Source organism: Halopseudomonas nanhaiensis, from assembly GCF_020025155.1.
Taxonomy (GTDB): Bacteria; Pseudomonadota; Gammaproteobacteria; order Pseudomonadales; family Pseudomonadaceae; genus Halopseudomonas; species Halopseudomonas nanhaiensis.
This window is the reverse complement of record NZ_CP073751.1, coordinates 3,146,911-3,162,308: the sequence shown is the minus strand read 5'-3', so window position 1 is coordinate 3,162,308 and position 15,398 is coordinate 3,146,911. Positions and strand designations below refer to the sequence as shown.

The 15,398-nt window shown below is 61.5% G+C and carries 13 protein-coding genes and 1 pseudogene; 5 read left to right on the top strand and 9 right to left on the bottom strand.

The genetic code is table 11. The features are described 5' to 3' along the window. The first annotated feature begins 1 nt into the window (after window position 1). From KEM63_RS14475 to KEM63_RS14455, 5 genes are all read left to right on the top strand, one after another. On the top strand, window positions 2-991 hold the full coding sequence (locus KEM63_RS14475; RefSeq protein ID WP_223652871.1) for a methyltransferase: 990 nt from the start codon (window positions 2-4) through the stop codon (window positions 989-991). A 69-nt stretch (window positions 992-1,060) separates the two neighbouring features. After that, the gene (locus KEM63_RS14470) at window positions 1,061-1,450 is read left to right on the top strand and encodes a DUF1622 domain-containing protein (RefSeq protein ID WP_223652869.1); all 390 of its coding nucleotides are present in this window, start codon (window positions 1,061-1,063) and stop codon (window positions 1,448-1,450) included. 27 nt (window positions 1,451-1,477) lie between these two features. Beyond that, window positions 1,478-2,134: an MOSC domain-containing protein gene (locus KEM63_RS14465; RefSeq protein WP_223652868.1), complete on the top strand. Its 657-nt coding sequence runs from the start codon at window positions 1,478-1,480 to the stop codon at window positions 2,132-2,134. A 48-nt stretch (window positions 2,135-2,182) separates the two neighbouring features. Further along, window positions 2,183-2,599, top strand: a complete 417-nt coding sequence (locus tag KEM63_RS14460; protein ID WP_223652867.1) for a lysozyme inhibitor LprI family protein — start codon at window positions 2,183-2,185, stop codon at window positions 2,597-2,599. Between the two features lie 9 nt (window positions 2,600-2,608). Then, window positions 2,609-3,016, top strand: a complete 408-nt coding sequence (locus KEM63_RS14455) for a DUF2784 domain-containing protein (RefSeq protein ID WP_223652866.1) — start codon at window positions 2,609-2,611, stop codon at window positions 3,014-3,016. A 5-nt stretch (window positions 3,017-3,021) separates the two neighbouring features. On the opposite strand, the gene KEM63_RS14450 is transcribed toward KEM63_RS14455, so the two are convergent. From KEM63_RS14450 to KEM63_RS14410, 9 genes and pseudogenes are all read right to left on the bottom strand, one after another. Continuing rightward, on the bottom strand, window positions 3,022-4,203 hold the full coding sequence (locus KEM63_RS14450; protein WP_223652865.1) for an acetyl-CoA C-acetyltransferase: 1,182 nt from the start codon (window positions 4,201-4,203) through the stop codon (window positions 3,022-3,024). A gap of 100 nt (window positions 4,204-4,303) precedes the next feature. Further along, window positions 4,304-6,244 (bottom strand): acetate--CoA ligase, encoded by a 1,941-nt coding sequence (gene acs / locus KEM63_RS14445; protein ID WP_223652864.1) that lies wholly within the window; start codon window positions 6,242-6,244, stop codon window positions 4,304-4,306. A 199-nt stretch (window positions 6,245-6,443) separates the two neighbouring features. Continuing rightward, a complete protein-coding gene (panC, locus tag KEM63_RS14440; RefSeq protein ID WP_223652860.1) occupies window positions 6,444-7,295 on the bottom strand; it encodes a pantoate--beta-alanine ligase in 852 nt (283 codons plus the stop codon). 3 nt (window positions 7,296-7,298) lie between these two features. After that, a complete protein-coding gene (gene panB, locus KEM63_RS14435) occupies window positions 7,299-8,093 on the bottom strand; it encodes a 3-methyl-2-oxobutanoate hydroxymethyltransferase (protein WP_223652859.1) in 795 nt (264 codons plus the stop codon). A 97-nt stretch (window positions 8,094-8,190) separates the two neighbouring features. Next, a complete protein-coding gene (gene folK, locus KEM63_RS14430; RefSeq protein WP_223652858.1) occupies window positions 8,191-8,694 on the bottom strand; it encodes a 2-amino-4-hydroxy-6-hydroxymethyldihydropteridine diphosphokinase in 504 nt (167 codons plus the stop codon). Beyond that, window positions 8,694-10,070, bottom strand: coding sequence for a polynucleotide adenylyltransferase PcnB (locus KEM63_RS14425; protein WP_223652856.1), 1,377 nt, complete (start codon window positions 10,068-10,070; stop codon window positions 8,694-8,696). The genes folK and KEM63_RS14425 overlap by 1 nt, the downstream gene beginning before the upstream one ends. A gap of 1,000 nt (window positions 10,071-11,070) precedes the next feature. Continuing rightward, window positions 11,071-12,247: pseudogene (locus KEM63_RS14420) on the bottom strand (sigma-54-dependent transcriptional regulator); the annotation flags it as partial. 26 nt (window positions 12,248-12,273) lie between these two features. Next, window positions 12,274-15,216, bottom strand: coding sequence for a sensor histidine kinase (locus KEM63_RS14415; RefSeq protein WP_223652838.1), 2,943 nt, complete (start codon window positions 15,214-15,216; stop codon window positions 12,274-12,276). Beyond that, on the bottom strand, window positions 15,206-15,382 hold the full coding sequence (locus KEM63_RS14410) for an alkaline shock response membrane anchor protein AmaP (RefSeq protein ID WP_223652836.1): 177 nt from the start codon (window positions 15,380-15,382) through the stop codon (window positions 15,206-15,208). The genes KEM63_RS14415 and KEM63_RS14410 overlap by 11 nt, the downstream gene beginning before the upstream one ends. Window positions 15,383-15,398 lie beyond the last annotated feature (16 nt).

Genomic DNA, 15,398 nt, shown 5'->3' with positions numbered 1-15,398 from the left:
GATGACCACTTCCGAAGGACTTGCCGGTTTGCCAACGTTCGATGCACCTGGGGACAAGGGACCTTCCAACGCCGACCAGGCGCTTGTCGAGTTGGGGCGGTATCTTTCCAGTGCAGGCTATCAGCACGTAGCCATCACGCCGCTCAGCCACGCGCACAACAACCAGCGATCCGGCAACGGCACGGCGCGCGATCTGCGGGATATCTTCGGCTGGAGCCGGCCGTTTCGGCGGGAAATGGTGACGCCCTTCGAGTTCGAACTGATGCAGTCGGCGGAAATTCTGACTGCTCACGGTGAGCTGTGGCGTAGCAGGGTACGCTGGTCAACGCTGGGGACGCTGCTCTGCGCCCATTCGGCGTATCCAACGGACGCTGCGGAAGCTGTGTTTTTCGGCCCTGACACCTACCGCTTCGCGCAGGTCATCGAGCGCCACCTGGAGCGCCATGCTGGTACGGTGCGCCGCGCGGTCGACATCGGCTGCGGCTCGGGGGCCGGGGCACTGCTGATTGGGCAGGCCTGCCCCGCAGCGGAAGTAGTTGCGCTCGACATCAATCGTCAGGCGCTGCGCCTGACCGGGGTCAATGCCGCGCTCGCCGGACTGGAGAATGTCGTGCCCGCGTACAGCAACCTGTTGCAGGACGTCGAGGGCGATTTCGACCTGATAGTTGCCAACCCACCCTACATGCTCGATCCGCAACAGCGCGCCTATCGTCATGGCGGTGGGAGGCTGGGCGCGGGCCTTTCACTGAAAATAGTGGACGCCGCGCTCAACCGGCTCGCGCCTGGTGGTACGTTGCTGCTCTACACCGGGGTTGCGATGGTCAATGGCCGGGACCCTTTTCTGCAGGCGCTGCAGCAACGACTGTCCAGCCTGCCCTGCGCCTGGCGTTATCGTGAGCTTGACCCTGATGTATTCGGCGAGGAATTGCTCAAGCCCGTTTACAGCGAAGTCGAACGCATCGCAGCCGTCGCCCTGACACTTCACGCCTGAATACCGTGCGGGCCGGCGTGCCCGCACATCGCAGCGGCTTATCCGCGCATTCACCCGACTGGAGGAGGAATGGAGTACATCCACCCATTCGCGAACTGGAGCGCAGGCATCCTGGCAGCCATCGGTATCGCGCTCATCCTGTTCATGGCCTTGTACTCGCTGTTCGCTGCATGCAAGCACCTCATTCGTCACGATGCGGACACGGCCGAGGTCTTCAACGAAGTGCGGCAGCGACTTGGGCGTGGCATATTGCTGGGCCTGGAATTTCTCATAGCTGCCGATATCATGTTGACCGTGGCCGTCGAGCTATCTTTCGAGACGGTCGGCATGCTCGTCGTCATCGTTCTGATCAGGAGTTACCTTAGCTTCACTCTCGAGGTCGAACTCACCGGCAAATGGCCGTGGGAGAAGAGACGCGAAGCAGAACAGCGCCCGTCCGACGAAGTCGGTCAACAATGACAATTCGACCGCAGGAACGCTTCCCCGATGGACAATGCGCCACCAGTACTGGTATCGATCAACGCTGCCACGTCACGCCGCCTCAGGGTGGGTCGACGGCTCGTCAACACCGGGCACTTCAAGGAACCGGTCAATGTTCCGACGCTGATCGCTGCAGTGGGCATACCCGGCGATTACATAGGCAACGCCAGGCTCCATGGCGGACTCGACCAGGCCATCTACCTCTACAGCATGGAGGACGTAGCCTGGTGGGAGCGGTTGCTTCGACAACGGTTGTCCCCTGGGTTTTTCGGGGAGAATCTGTCGATCAGTCACTGGTGGCCGAAACCACGCATCGGTGACAGGGTCGCCGTAGGCGATGTGCTGCTTGAGATCACATCGCCGCGTACACCTTGTGCCACGCTGGATGCAAGAGTGGGAATGCCCGGCTTTCTGCGCACCTTCATCAAGGCCGAGCGCTGCGGAGCCTATGCCAGGGTGCTGCGCCCCGGGACCATCCGGCCTGGTGATGACATCGTCATATCTCCGGCTCCCGAAGCATGGCCCACCGTGGCCGAAGTGTTCCGTTACTGGCACGGGCTAGGCACCGACGAGCGTCTGTTGCGACGCATGCTTCAGGCTCCGCTGGCAGAGCGCATCCGTGAGCGGGTGTTGAGACGTCTGGCCGAATTCTCGCCGGTCTGACTGCGCGGCTGATAGCATAAGGGCCTGCAATCGAATCGGGGAAACCACATGGAACATCGTTGGCTGGCGCTTGGCGCCGTGCTGCTTTCAAGTACCGCCGTTGCGGCACCGTGCGACGACCTCGAAGAGACCGTTGAGCGCAATGCCTGTCTGCATCAGGAAGTGGCCAAAGCCGAGGACGAACTGGACCGCTATCTGGAAGCGAGTCGCCGCCAGATAGCCGACTCGACTGACGCCGTGGTCTCGATGGAGGCGGCCCATGGAGCCTGGCTGCGTTATCGCGACAGTCACTGTCTGGCGGTCTACGATCTCTGGGGCGACGGTAGCCTGCGTGGCGCGCAACTGGCGGCATGTCTGCTTGAACATACGCAGCGCCGCACCCATGACATCTGGAGTGTCTATCTGGCGCCCCAGGACAAGCCCGAGGGCATTCTGCCCGAGCCGGCGCGTTCGGACACCCGCTGACAATCCGCCATGAACCTTTACCAGGGGCTTGCCGATCTGGTGCTCACCGTCCATGTGCTGGTGGTGGCGTTTGTCGTGCTCGGCCTGATGATGGTGGTACTCGGCAACATGCTTGGCTGGCGCTGGGTAAACAGTCCGCTATTCAGACTGGCGCACCTGGCTGTCATTGCCATCGTGGTAGCGGAAGCCTGGCTGGGCATTGTCTGTCCGCTGACGACACTCGAACGGTGGTTGCGCGTCAGGGCCGGAATTGACGGGCACGACGGAGGGTTTATCGAATACTGGCTGCAACGGCTACTGTATTACCAGGCGCCGGACTGGGTCTTCACGCTGGTCTATACCGTGTTCGGATCGCTGGTGCTGGCCAGCTGGTGGCTGTTTCCGCCGCGCTGGGGGCGGCGGAAACGCGGACCTTGATCTGATCAGTTGCGTTCCAGCGCCAGTGCGACCCCCTGCCCGCCGCCGATGCACAAGGTTGCCAGACCTTTCTTGGCGTCGCGACGGATCATCTCGTGCAGGAGGGTAACCAGCACGCGGCATCCCGACGCGCCGATTGGGTGCCCCAGCGCAATGGCGCCGCCGTTGACGTTCACCCGGTCCATATCCCATTTGAGTTCGTGGGCTACCGCCAACGCCTGGGCGGCAAAGGCTTCGTTGGCCTCGATGAGATCGAGGTCCGCTACTTGCCAGCCCGCCCGCTCAAGACAACGCAGGGTAGCGGATACCGGGCCGATCCCCATGATCGCCGGATCCACGCCCGCATTGGCCGCGCCCGCTATCCTGGCCAGCACCGGCAATCCAAGGTGGGCTGCCTTCTCGGCGCTCATGAGCATGACGCCAGCAGCGCCGTCATTGATGCTGGATGCATTGCCTGCAGTCACGCTGCCGTCCTTCTTGAAGGCCGGACGCAATTTCGCCAGCGACTCGCCGGTCGTCTCGGCACGCGGTCCTTCGTCGGTGATAACGCTTAGCGGATCGCCCTTTCGCTGTGGAACCAGCACGGGGGTGATTTCAGCATCAAAGCGCCCGGCCTGTTGCGCGGCTACCGCCTTGCGCTGTGAATTCGCCGCAAAGGCATCCTGCTCCTCGCGGGTGATGCCGTACTTGTCGACCAGGTTCTCGGCGGTGATACCCATGTGATAGCCGTTGAAGGCATCCCAGAGTCCGTCGTGCAACATGGTATCGAGCAGCTGGCCGTGCCCCATGCGCAAACCGGTTCGGGACTGGGGCAGCACATGCGGAGCGAGGCTCATCGACTCCTGCCCGCCAGCGATGATGATGTCGGCGTCGCCGCTGCGAATGGCCTGCGCGCCCAGTTGCAGAGCCTTGAGGCCCGAACCGCAGACCTTACTCACCACCATCGACGGGACGCTGTATGGCAGGCCAGCCAATACGGCAGCCTGGCGCGCAGGATTCTGTCCGGCGCCGGCGGTCAGCACCTGTCCCAGCATCACTTCGTCAACACTGGCTGGATCAATGCCGGTCTTTTCGAGCAGCGCGCGGATGACCGTGGCACCCAGTTCGTGGGCCGGCAGGGTGGCAAACTGGCCGCCAAAACTGCCGATAGCGGTGCGTGTGGCAGCGACGATAACGACGTCTCGCATGAACTGCTCCTCATGTCTCATTCGAAAGACAAACAAGGATAGAGGTAGCCGTCATGCAGGACAACCGATGACGCGCCGAGCGGCGCGCCATGGTGCGCGCTCAGCCGCGATTCTGGCGGTTGGCAATCAGTTCCTCGACGACAGCGGGATCGGCCAGTGTCGAGGTGTCGCCCAGCGAGTCCAGCTCGTCGCAGGCGATCTTGCGCAGGATGCGCCGCATGATCTTGCCCGAGCGGGTCTTTGGCAGGCCAGGTGTCCACTGGATGAAATCCGGCTTGGCGAAGGCACCCACCTGCTCGGCAACGAAGGCCTTGAGCTCCTTGACCAGATCATCGCTGGGCGTCACGCCACGCATCGGCATGACATAGGCATAGATGCACTGGCCCTTGATGTCGTGCGGGCAGCCAACGACTGCTGCTTCCGCGACGGCGTCATGCAGCACCAGAGCACTTTCCACCTCGGCGGTTCCGATGCGGTGCCCGGAAACGTTGAGCACGTCGTCCACCCGACCCGTGATCCAGTAGTAGCCATCCTCGTCGCGGCGTGCGCCGTCGCCGGTGAAGTAGACGCCCTTGTAGGTGGCGAAGTAGGTATCGATCAGGCGCTGATGATCACCGTAAACCGTGCGAATCTGGCTCGGCCACGAGCGCTTGATTACCAGATTGCCGCTGGCTGCACCATGCAGTTCGTTACCCTCGGGATCGTACAATGCCGGCTCGACGCCAAAGAAGGGCCGGGTCGCAGAGCCCGGCTTAAGGTCGGTTGCCCCCGGCAGCGGGGAAATCATGATCGCGCCGGTCTCGGTTTGCCACCAGGTGTCCACAATGGGACAGCGGGTTTCGCCGACCACGTGGTAATACCATTCCCACGCCTCCGGGTTGATCGGCTCGCCCACGCTGCCCAGCAGGCGCAGGCTCTCACGAGAGGTACTGGTAACCGGTTCGTTGCCTTGCGCCATCAGCGCGCGGATTGCGGTTGGCGCGGTATAGAAGATATTCACCTTGTGCTTGTCGACCACCTGCCAGCAGCGCGAAGCGTCGGGGTAGGTCGGCACGCCTTCGAAGATCAGCGTCGTCGCACCATTGCACAGCGGTCCGTAGACAATGTAGGAATGGCCGGTGATCCAGCCCACATCCGCAGTACACCAGTAGACCTCGCCCTCCTGATAATCGAAGACGTAGTGATGGGTCATCGCAGAACCTAGGAGGTAGCCTGCGGTGGTATGCAGCACGCCCTTGGGTTTGCCGGTGGAGCCTGATGTGTAAAGGATGAACAGCGGGTCTTCGCTGTCCATCGGCTCGGGCGGACAATGCGCTTCGACCTGGTCGCAGGCCTCGTGATACCAGATGTCCCGGTCGGCGTTCCACGCGATGTCGGCGCCGGTACGGCGAACGGTGAGCACCGTGTGCACGTTGGGGCACTCCTGCAGTGCCTTTTCCACGTTGGCTTTCAGTGGAACGCGCTTGCCGCCGCGAACCCCTTCATCTGCGGTGATCACCGCCTGGCAGTCGGCATCGTTGATGCGGTCGCGCAGGGCATCAGGCGAGAAGCCACCGAAGACCACCGAGTGCACCGCGCCGATTCGGGCGCAGGCGAGCATGGCGTAGGCGGCTTCGGGAATCATTGGCATGTACAGACAGACGCGATCGCCTTTCTTGACACCGCGCTGCTTGAGCACGTTGGCCAGCCGGCACACCTTCTCATGCAGTTCGCGGTAGGTGATGTGCTTGTCCAGATCGGGTTCGTCACCCTCCCAGATGATCGCTGGCTGGTCGCCTCGCGTCTCGAGATGACGATCGATGCAGTTGACGCTGACGTTCAGCTTGCCGTCGATGAACCAGGCAGCCTGACCCTTGGAGAGATCGCTCTCATGTACCCTGGACCAAGGCTTGTCCCAGGTCAGAAAACGCTTGGCCTGGTCCGCCCAGAAGGTATCGGGCTGATCGATCGATTGACGGTAAAGCTTCTCGTAGCCTGCCTCGTCGACATGAGTGCGGCTGCGCGCGGCGTCCGTAACCTTGTGGTTCTCGATCTTGTACATGGATGGCCCTCTTTGTTATTGGTCGAAGCAGGCCCTAACAGTGTAGGTGAGCAGCGCTGAGCTGGCGTAAAACGGACCTGCGGGATGCCCTAAGCGTTGATCATCAGCGCGGGTCTGACAACCCTTCTTTGGTCTGATATGGCCCGCCGACAGGCAGAGGAGGAGAGGTGTGGCAGCAGGGTAAACCTGCTGCGAGAGGTCAGGTGAGATCGAAGCAGAGGTTGTCGATGAGGCGAGTCTTGCCCAGAAAGGCGGCCGCCAGAACGACCATGTGCCGGGTATCAGCATCGACCGGCTGCAGCGAGCGGGCATCACGCAAATCGAGGTAGTCGGGACGCATGCCGCACTGCAGCAGGGTATCGCGAGCCCGGGCGATGACCGCTGAATAGTCCCGCTCGCCTGCCTGAATGTCCGCGGCGACGCGACGGAGCGTCTGGTATAGCTGCGGCGCGATCTGTCGCTCGGTATCGCTCAGGTAGCCATTCCGTGAAGACAGGGCGAGACCGTCTTCGGCTCGCACGGTCGCCTCGCCCATGATCTGGATCGGCAGGCACAGGTCTTGAGCCATCTTGCGAATGACCGCCAGCTGCTGGTAATCCTTCTGCCCGAAGATCGCCAGATCCGGCTGGACGATATTGAACAGTTTGGAGACCACGGTCGACACGCCGTTGAAATGGCCCGGACGGCTGGCGCCACACAGCCCTTCCGAGACGACCGGAACGCTGACCAGGGTGTGTCCCTGCATGCCTTCGGGATACATCTCGTTGACGCTGGGCGCAAACACCAGATGGGCTCCGGCCTCGAGCAGCTTCGCCTGGTCGTCGGCCAACGTCCGCGGATAACTGTCAAGATCCTCGTTGGGGCCGAACTGCAACGGATTGACGAAGATGGTCACGACCACGTAATCGGTACGTTGAAGGGCCTTCTCGACCAGGGCGATATGCCCGGCATGCAGATTGCCCATGGTCGGGACCAGACCAATCCGCTTGCCATCTTCACGGGCACGGCCAACAGCTGCGCGGAGCTGCGCAATGGTATGCAGGGTATTCATCGCTCAGAACTCGTGTTCGGCCGAAGGGAATTCGACGCGCTTGACCGCTTCAACGTAAGCGCGCACGGCTGACTGGACATCAGGCTGGCCAACCATGAAATTCTTGACGAAGCGCGGCAGGCGCCCGCTGATGGACAGTCCGAGCAGATCATGGACCACCAGCACCTGGCCGTCCGTGCCACTCCCCGCACCGATACCGATTACCGGTACCTGCACCGAGCGTGACAGCTCGGCGCCCAATTCGCTGGGCACACATTCGAGCAACAGCATGGCAGCGCCAGCCGCCTCCAGCTTCTTCGCGCTGTCCAGCAAGGCCTGAGCCTGAGACTCCTCGCGTCCCTGGACCTTGTAGCCGCCCAGGACATTCACCGCCTGTGGCGTGAGTCCCAGATGCGCGCAGACCGGAATACCGTTGCGGGTGAGGGTCGTAACGGTGTCGGCCAGCCAGTCGCCGCCTTCGAGCTTCACCATATGGGCACCGGCCTGCATCAGTGCCGCGCCACTCGTTATCGCCTGTTCGAGGGTCGCATAGCTCATGAATGGCAGGTCGGCCATGATCAAAGCGCCGTGGTTGCCACGCTTCACCGCCCGAGTGTGATAGACCATGTCGTCGACGGTGACGGGCAGCGTACTGTCGTGGCCCTGCAGCACCATACCCAGTGAATCGCCAATGAGGATCACCTCAACGCCCGCCTCGCACTCCAGATGAGCGAATGTAGCGTCGTAGGCGGTCAGACAGACGATCTTCTCGCCGCTCTGCTTGAGCTTGTTCAGTGTGGTCAGGGTTACATCAGGCATGGCAGCTTCCAATGGTTGCACAAGGGGCGGTCTTGCCGTGACAAGCCGCCTCGCAGAACGTCAGTTGGTTGTTTGGACTGCAACCGGGGATCATGATTCAGCCTCGCAACACGGTGCGGTCAAGCCGCTGCAGACCGGCTGACGGGCAGCGGTCGAGCAGGGTGCCGAGCGGCGTGCCGTCGGGCATGGCCAGTTCGGGCGCCAGCTCCGCGAGAGGATACAGCACGAAGGCGCGCCGGTGCATGTCATAGTGAGGTATCGTCAGCCGCGCCGAGTCGAGTGTCAGGTTGCCGAACAGCAGTATGTCCAGGTCCAGCGACCGGGGGCCCCAGCGCTCGTCCTTGCGAACGCGGCCCTGCGTCAACTCTATCGACTGCAACAGGTCGAGCAGCGGCTCGGGTTCAAGTCGCGTTTCCAGCATCGCCACTGCGTTCAGATAGTCTGGTTGATCAGACGGTCCAAGCGGCGGACTGCGGTACAGGCTGGAGCGGGCGAGCAATGTGCTGTCCGGTAGCTGCGCAAGAGCGTCGAGCGCCTTGTCGAGCTGCCGCTCGGGGTCGGACAGATTGCTGCCCAGCCCGATGAAACACCAGACCGGCATCACTCGGCCTGGGAACGCGGTTTGCGACGCCCACGGGAGCGGGGGCGCTTCGCATTTCCCGTCTTGTCGCCGCTCAGCTCGCGCACCATCTTGCGTCGCTGTTCTTCGCTCGCATCCTGATACAGCGTCCACCACCGGCCCAGACCATCGGTTTGCTCTCCGGCAGTCTCTCGTAACAGCAGGAAATCATAGGCTGCACGAAAACGCGGATGCTCGAGCATCTGATCCGCCCGACGACCAGAGCGTCGCTCCAGGCGTGGCTGCAGGTCCCAGATCTCGCGCAGGGGAATGCTGAAACGCTTGGGAATCGCGGTGTGACGGCACTGCTCGGCGAGCAGTTCGTGCGCGGCCTGCTGTTGAGCCGGGATGGTCGGGATGCCGCTTTCCTCGAGTTCGGCAACGCGCTGCGGCACCGCCGGCCAGAGCAGCGCCGCAAACAGGAAGGCGGGGGTGACCGGACGGCCTTCGTTGACCCGCTCATCGGTATTGCGCAAAGCCTGGCGTATCAGCTTGAGCGTGTACTCGGGGTTCGCTTCGATTGCTTCATCGGTGTCGGGAAAAAGCGGACCGAACAGATCATGTTTCAGCATCAGATCGAAGGTCTGCTCGCCCTGGCCACTCATCAGCAATTTGAGTACTTCGTCAAACAGGCGCGCTGCAGGGATATCGTGCAGCAGATCGGCCATCTCGGCGATCGGTGCGGCGCTGTGCGGCTCTATCTCGAAGTCCAGCTTGGCGGCAAAACGCACCGCCCGCAGCATGCGCACCGGATCTTCCAGGTAACGCTGCACCGGGTCACCGATCAGGCGCACCTGCCTGTTGCGGATATCATGCAGGCCGTTGGCGAAATCGTGAATCTGCCCACTGCTGACGTTGTAGTAGAGTGCGTTGATGGTGAAGTCGCGCCGCTGCGCGTCATCTTCGAGCGTCCCGTATACGTTGTCGCGCAACAACCGCCCTGATTCGCTCTGTCTGGAGTGCTCACTGACGGGAGAGTCGTCGCCATCATCGGTGTGATTCGCCCTGAACGTGGCCACTTCGATGATTTCCCGCCCGAAGTGCACGTGAACCAGTTTGAAGCGTCGGCCGATAAGCCGGGCATTACGAAACGTCGCGCGGACTTCCTCCGGCGTAGCACTGGTCGCCACGTCGAAATCCTTCGGGGTGAGGTCGAGCAGCAGATCCCGGACGCACCCACCCACGGCGAATGCCTCGAAGCCGGCTTGCTGCAGGCGCTCGACCACGTTCACGGCATTCCGGCTGAGCCGCTCACGGCGAAGCGTGTGCTGACTGGCCGGGATGATGGCGGGCGTGGTTCGACGGTGGGCAGCACGCCCAAAGGGATAGGGAATTTTCTGTAGTAGCTTTCGAATCATAGAAGCAGGTGTTCCACCGGCAGCTCCCGTCATATCCACGGGATACAGGGCCATGGCGAGTCTGGCAGTTCACTGTGCGGAGATAGGCGCGGAGACGCTGCGATCAACAAGCTGTCTCAAACAGTGCTGCCTGTATTAAAGGCGACCATTCTAGCCTGAACGCGCGGAAAATTGTAATAAGGGAGGGGGAAAGCTCAAGGGGAGTAGCGACTCCCCCTAATGGCGATGTTTTTTTATTGTTATTGTCTGTCGAGCTATTGTTGTTTTTAGGCAAGGCGACAGCGTCGCCTGTATAAGCCCATCCCGGGCTACCAAAAACAAACGGATTGCTTTGGAAGCTTAGACATCAGGCAGTACTTTAAGCTCGGACGCGTCGGGTTGCTCTGGCAACTTTTATTCTTAGCGTGTCCGCGAACATTTCTGTTCGACTGTCGATCCCATTCTCCAAAAAAATCAGTTTGCTGCGCTTGCACGGTTTTATTTTTGTTGTCTGTGAAGCCGATATTATTTTTGTTATTCGTTTCTGGTTTTTATTGTTGTTGTGCCAGATATAAAGCATTTGCCGTGCCACAATTGAAAAAGCGTTTCTTTTCAATGGCTTGTCTAAAACAGGGTGGGGCGTAAGGCTGGTGTGGGGTGTGATTCGTTACCGTATGCCCCGCTCAAGTGTTACGCCTCGCTTGGTGGGGGTAACAGTTTGTATCGAGCGAGGCGGTAACAGCGGTAACAGATACAGGTTTCACCTGACGCGAGGCTCAGGAATTGGCGGTCTTCTTGCGCGGAATGCCCAGCCGCTGGCGTCGCTCCCAGAGGCACTTGCGGCTGATTCCGAGCTTGTTGGCCAGCTCGGTCTCGGTCATGTGTTCCTGATGCTCGAGGACGAAATGCTGGAAGTAATCTTCGAGCGACAGGTCTTCGGTGGGCTCCTGGGTGTCGCTGTCCGGATGCCGCATGGTCTCCAGGGCATTGGCGGCTTCAGAAGCGCGCTCGTATTCGGCATCCACGTCGATCCCCAGCAGGTCGGTGGATATTTCCGACTCGTCGCACAGGATCGCTGCGCGCTCCACCGCGTTCTCCAGCTCACGGACATTACCCGGCCACGGATAGCGGCGGATGGCAGCGGCGGCCTCGCGGTTGAAATGCAGATCATCGATATTCATGTTCTTGCCGGCGCGCTTGAGCAGTGCTTCGGCAATCAGCATGACGTCTTCGCCCCGCTCACGCAGGGGCGGCAGGCGCAGTTCGATGACGTTCAGCCGGTAATACAAGTCTTCGCGAAACAGCCCCTGTCGCGCGAGCGTCTTGAGATCGCGGTGCGTAGCAGCCACCAGACGCACGTCAACGCGATGCGATTGCACCGAGCCGACTCGCCGGATTTCGCCTTCCTGCAAAACCCGCAGCAGTCGGGCCTGGGCCTCCAGCGGCAGTTCGCCGATTTCGTCGAGAAACAGGGTCCCGCCATCTGCCGCCTCTACCAGACCGGTGCGCCCCGCCGTGGCACCGGTAAACGCGCCCTTCTCGTGACCGAACAGCTCCGACTCGATCAGCGTTTCCGGGATAGCGGCGCAATTGACCGAAATCAGCGGCGCTTTGGTCCGCCGTGAGTTCTGGTGCAGGGCCCGGGCGACGAGTTCCTTGCCCGTACCCGATTCGCCCTGGATCAGCACCGTGGAATCGGTGGGGGCCACCTTGTTGATACGCTTGAACAGTGTCTGCATCGAGGGACTGGAGCCGATGATGCCCATGTCGGAGCCGGTGGCTGGCTGACCCGGCTGCGCGGTCTCCGCTTTGCTGACGGGGGCTGCAGGCGTCTGGCTGCGACGCTGGCTGTGATCCTGAATGATGCGCGCGACGGCCTGGAGCATCTCCTCGTGATCGAAGGGCTTGGCAATGTAGTCGACTGCGCCAAGCTTCATCGAGTCGACGGCCGAGCGCAGGCTGGCGTAGCTGGTCATGATCAGCACCGGTGTATCCGGCGCCTTGCGGATCAGTTCCGTTCCGGGCTCGCCGGGAAGGCGCAGATCGCTGACGATGAGGTCGAAGTCCTCCAATGCAAATCGTTCGACGGCTTCATGCACCGAGCCTGCCTCGCTCACCTGGTAGTGGTGGCGCTCCAGCAGCCGACGGAGAGCCGAGCGGATGATGGCTTCGTCTTCAACGACCAGAATGTGTGACATAGATACCTCGTGCGGCGACGACCGGTTCAGGTCAGAGTGCCGTTACCTAATACGCTGTAGCGGGGAAGGGTGATAGTGAAGCGTGTTCCCCGCATGGTTGCCTGATCGACCGGGCTATCTACGGTGATCTGCCCATAATGCTCTTCGATAATCGAGTAAACCAGTGCCAATCCGAGCCCGGTACCTGTCCCTGGCTCCTTGGTGGTAAAGAAGGGCTCGAACAGACGGTCCATGATGTCGCGGTCGATGCCGCTGCCCTGATCTTCGACCAGCAGCAGTACCCTGTGCTCGTCTACCTGGCTCGATACGGTGATGGTGTCGCCATCGCGACTGGCGTCCCGGGCATTACCCAGCAGGTTTATCAGGACCTGCACCAGTCGCTGGCTATCGCCTGCCGCCAGGTGCTCGGGGTTGCACAGGTTAACATACCTGACCTCCGGTCCCTGTCGATTGAGTGACAGCAGGTGTATGGCTTCGCCGGCGCAGGCTTGCAGATCGACTTCCTCGTTGGCATTGGCATGACGACTGCCGACATGCGCGAAATTGACCATCGACTGAACGATCCGCGACACGCGCCGTGTCTGTTCGAGCACCTGCTCGGCCATTTCACGCGCCTCCGGTTGATCCGATTCTTCTCGCAGGTTCTGCGCCAGGCAGGCGATTCCGGTAATAGGATTACCGATCTCATGCGCGACGCCGGCCGCCAGGCGGCCGATCGATGCGAGTCGTTCGGAGTGAATCAGCTCATCTTCCAGCATCTGCGTTTCGGTCTGGTCTTCGATCAGCAGAACCAGGCCGCTTCCGACATTGCCGGGTTCGTCGATGGCCGCCTTGTGCAGATTGAGCCAGTGCGTGCGACCGTCGATCACCAGCTTCTGCTTGTGCAAGTGCGCAGACTGGTCCTCGACGAAGCGCTCCAGCAGTTCATTCCAGGGTTCCGGCAGGTTTGCCAGCCGTGAGCCGATCACGCTGTCCGCGACGATGCCGGTCAGCGACTGCATGGCGCGGTTCCACATAAGCACTTCGTTGTCCTTGGCCAGCGAGCAGACGCCCATGGGCAGGTCCTGCAACGTCTGGCGATGGTAGCGCCGCAGTGCGTCGAGTTCGGCAGCCAGACCGGTCAGCCGGGAGTGATAATCCTCCAGCCGGTTCTCGATAAAGTGGATGTCCTGGGTGACGTAACCGTCCCGGGCAAGCTTGAAGGGCAGGAAGGTCTCGATGATTTCCTGCGCCACGGCCGGGCCCATCAATCCGGAGAGGTTGGCCTCCAGCCGGTCGCGCAGCCTGCGCAGGGCATAAGGCCGGCGTTCGTCGAAGGGCAGTTTGAGATCGCGCAGCGCCTGTTCCACCTCCTGCTGGGCAGTCTTGTTGCCCAGTGGCTTGGCCAACTGCTGGGCGAATTCCTGCGGGGAGTTGGCGACCAGCTCCATGCGCTGGGTGCGGCTGACGTTGTCTACCGAACAGGCTTCTGCGGCGCCGCGCTCTTCGCTGGAGCGTTGGGTGAACAGCGAAACCAGCGTGAGCACGATGATGTTGGCAGCAAGCGAGGCGATCGCCGCCACGTGCCAGGTATCCTGATCGAAGCTCAGTGAGATGCCGAACAGCTGCAGGCTGCTGGTTTCAGTGACCAGAGGCAGTAATAGCGTCACGGCCCAGACGGTCATGCCGGCGATCAGTCCGCCGATGAAGCCGCGTCGGTTTGCCTGTGGCCAGTACAGCACCGACAGCGCACCGGGAAGAAACTGCACCGTGGCGACGAAAGACGCAATTCCCAGATTGGCCAGATCCTGGTTGGCACCGAGCAGGCGGTAAAAGCCGTAGCTGGCGAGGATGATCGCCGCAATCAGGCTACGCCGGGTCCAGCGCAGCCAGCGGTAGATATTGTTGTCTGCGCTTGGCTGGTAGACCGGCAGCACCAGATGGTTGAGGACCATTCCGGACAACGCCAGCGTGACCACGATGATCAGTCCGCTTGCGGCAGACAGGCCGCCCACGTAGGCCAGCAGCGTCAGCCAGGGGGCCCCGGCGGCTACCCCCAGGCCCAGCGTGAAATACTCGGGATTGGTCGAGACGTTCAGGTGCAAGCCTGCCCACATGATCGGTGGCACGGCCAGACTCATCAGCAGCAGGAACAGCGGCAGACCCCAGCTCGCCGTCGCCATCGCCCGCGGGTTGAGGTTCTCGGTGAAGGCCATGTGGTACATGTGCGGCATGACGATCGCGGCGGCGAAGAAAACCAGAAGAAGCGTACGCCATGGGCCTTCCTGCAGAGGCGTATGCAAGGTGCGCAGCGCTTGCTGGTTGTTGCTCAGCCACAGCTCCAGACTCGCAGGGCCGTCAAACACGCCATACAGCGCATACAGCCCGATGGCACCAATGGCGATCAGCTTGACCAGCGACTCGAAGGCGATGGCGATGACCAGCCCCTCATGCTTCTCGCGCGTGGATATGTGACGTGCACCGAACAGGATGGCAAACAGGATGATCAGGATGCAGAAGCCGAATGCGATGGAATGCTGAGTGGGATCGCGCGTGAGGATCTGTACCGAGTCGGCGACTGCCTGGATCTGCAAGGCCAGCAACGGCAGCACGCCGATCAGCATGAACAGCGTAGTCAGCGTGCCGGCCCAGGTGCTGCGAAAGCGGAATGCGAACAGATCGGCCAGCGAGGAAAGCTGGTAGGTACGGGTTATTCGCAGGATCGGATTGAGCAGCACAGGTGCCAGCAGGAACGCACCGCAGATACCCAGGTAGTAGGTCAGAAAGCCGTAGCCGTACTGATAGGCCAGGCCCACGGTACCGTAGAACGCCCACGCGCTGGCATAGACGCCCAGCGACAGGGTGTACACCGCCGGGTGGCGTAGCAGTGCCTGCGGCAGCATGCCGCGTTCGGTAACCCAGGCGACCCCGAACAGGGCAAGCAGATAAATGATGCTGGTGGTGACCAACAGGCCGAGATCAAAGCTCATCGGCGTCCCGTGGGCTGTGCAGCAGCATGCCGGCGATGATCAGGATGAGCCAGAGTACGTAGGGCCGGTACCAGGCTCCCTGCGGTTCGATCCACCAATCCATGATCGCCGGAGAGAACAGGTAGATGCCGATGACCAGTAGCAGTACCAGTCGGTAGATATACATGGCGGTTCCGTATCGT

Coding starts and splice junctions, on each gene's coding strand:
- KEM63_RS14475 (WP_223652871.1), top strand. CDS start 2: ATGACCACTTCCGAAGGACTTGCCGGTTTGCCAACGTTCGATGCACCT.
- KEM63_RS14470 (WP_223652869.1), top strand. CDS start 1,061: ATGGAGTACATCCACCCATTCGCGAACTGGAGCGCAGGCATCCTGGCA.
- KEM63_RS14465 (WP_223652868.1), top strand. CDS start 1,478: ATGGACAATGCGCCACCAGTACTGGTATCGATCAACGCTGCCACGTCA.
- KEM63_RS14460 (WP_223652867.1), top strand. CDS start 2,183: ATGGAACATCGTTGGCTGGCGCTTGGCGCCGTGCTGCTTTCAAGTACC.
- KEM63_RS14455 (WP_223652866.1), top strand. CDS start 2,609: ATGAACCTTTACCAGGGGCTTGCCGATCTGGTGCTCACCGTCCATGTG.
- KEM63_RS14450 (WP_223652865.1), bottom strand. CDS start 4,203: ATGCGAGACGTCGTTATCGTCGCTGCCACACGCACCGCTATCGGCAGT.
- acs (WP_223652864.1), bottom strand. CDS start 6,244: ATGTACAAGATCGAGAACCACAAGGTTACGGACGCCGCGCGCAGCCGC.
- panC (WP_223652860.1), bottom strand. CDS start 7,295: ATGAATACCCTGCATACCATTGCGCAGCTCCGCGCAGCTGTTGGCCGT.
- panB (WP_223652859.1), bottom strand. CDS start 8,093: ATGCCTGATGTAACCCTGACCACACTGAACAAGCTCAAGCAGAGCGGC.
- folK (WP_223652858.1), bottom strand. CDS start 8,694: ATGCCGGTCTGGTGTTTCATCGGGCTGGGCAGCAATCTGTCCGACCCC.
- KEM63_RS14425 (WP_223652856.1), bottom strand. CDS start 10,070: ATGATTCGAAAGCTACTACAGAAAATTCCCTATCCCTTTGGGCGTGCT.
- KEM63_RS14415 (WP_223652838.1), bottom strand. CDS start 15,216: ATGAGCTTTGATCTCGGCCTGTTGGTCACCACCAGCATCATTTATCTG.
- KEM63_RS14410 (WP_223652836.1), bottom strand. CDS start 15,382: ATGTATATCTACCGACTGGTACTGCTACTGGTCATCGGCATCTACCTG.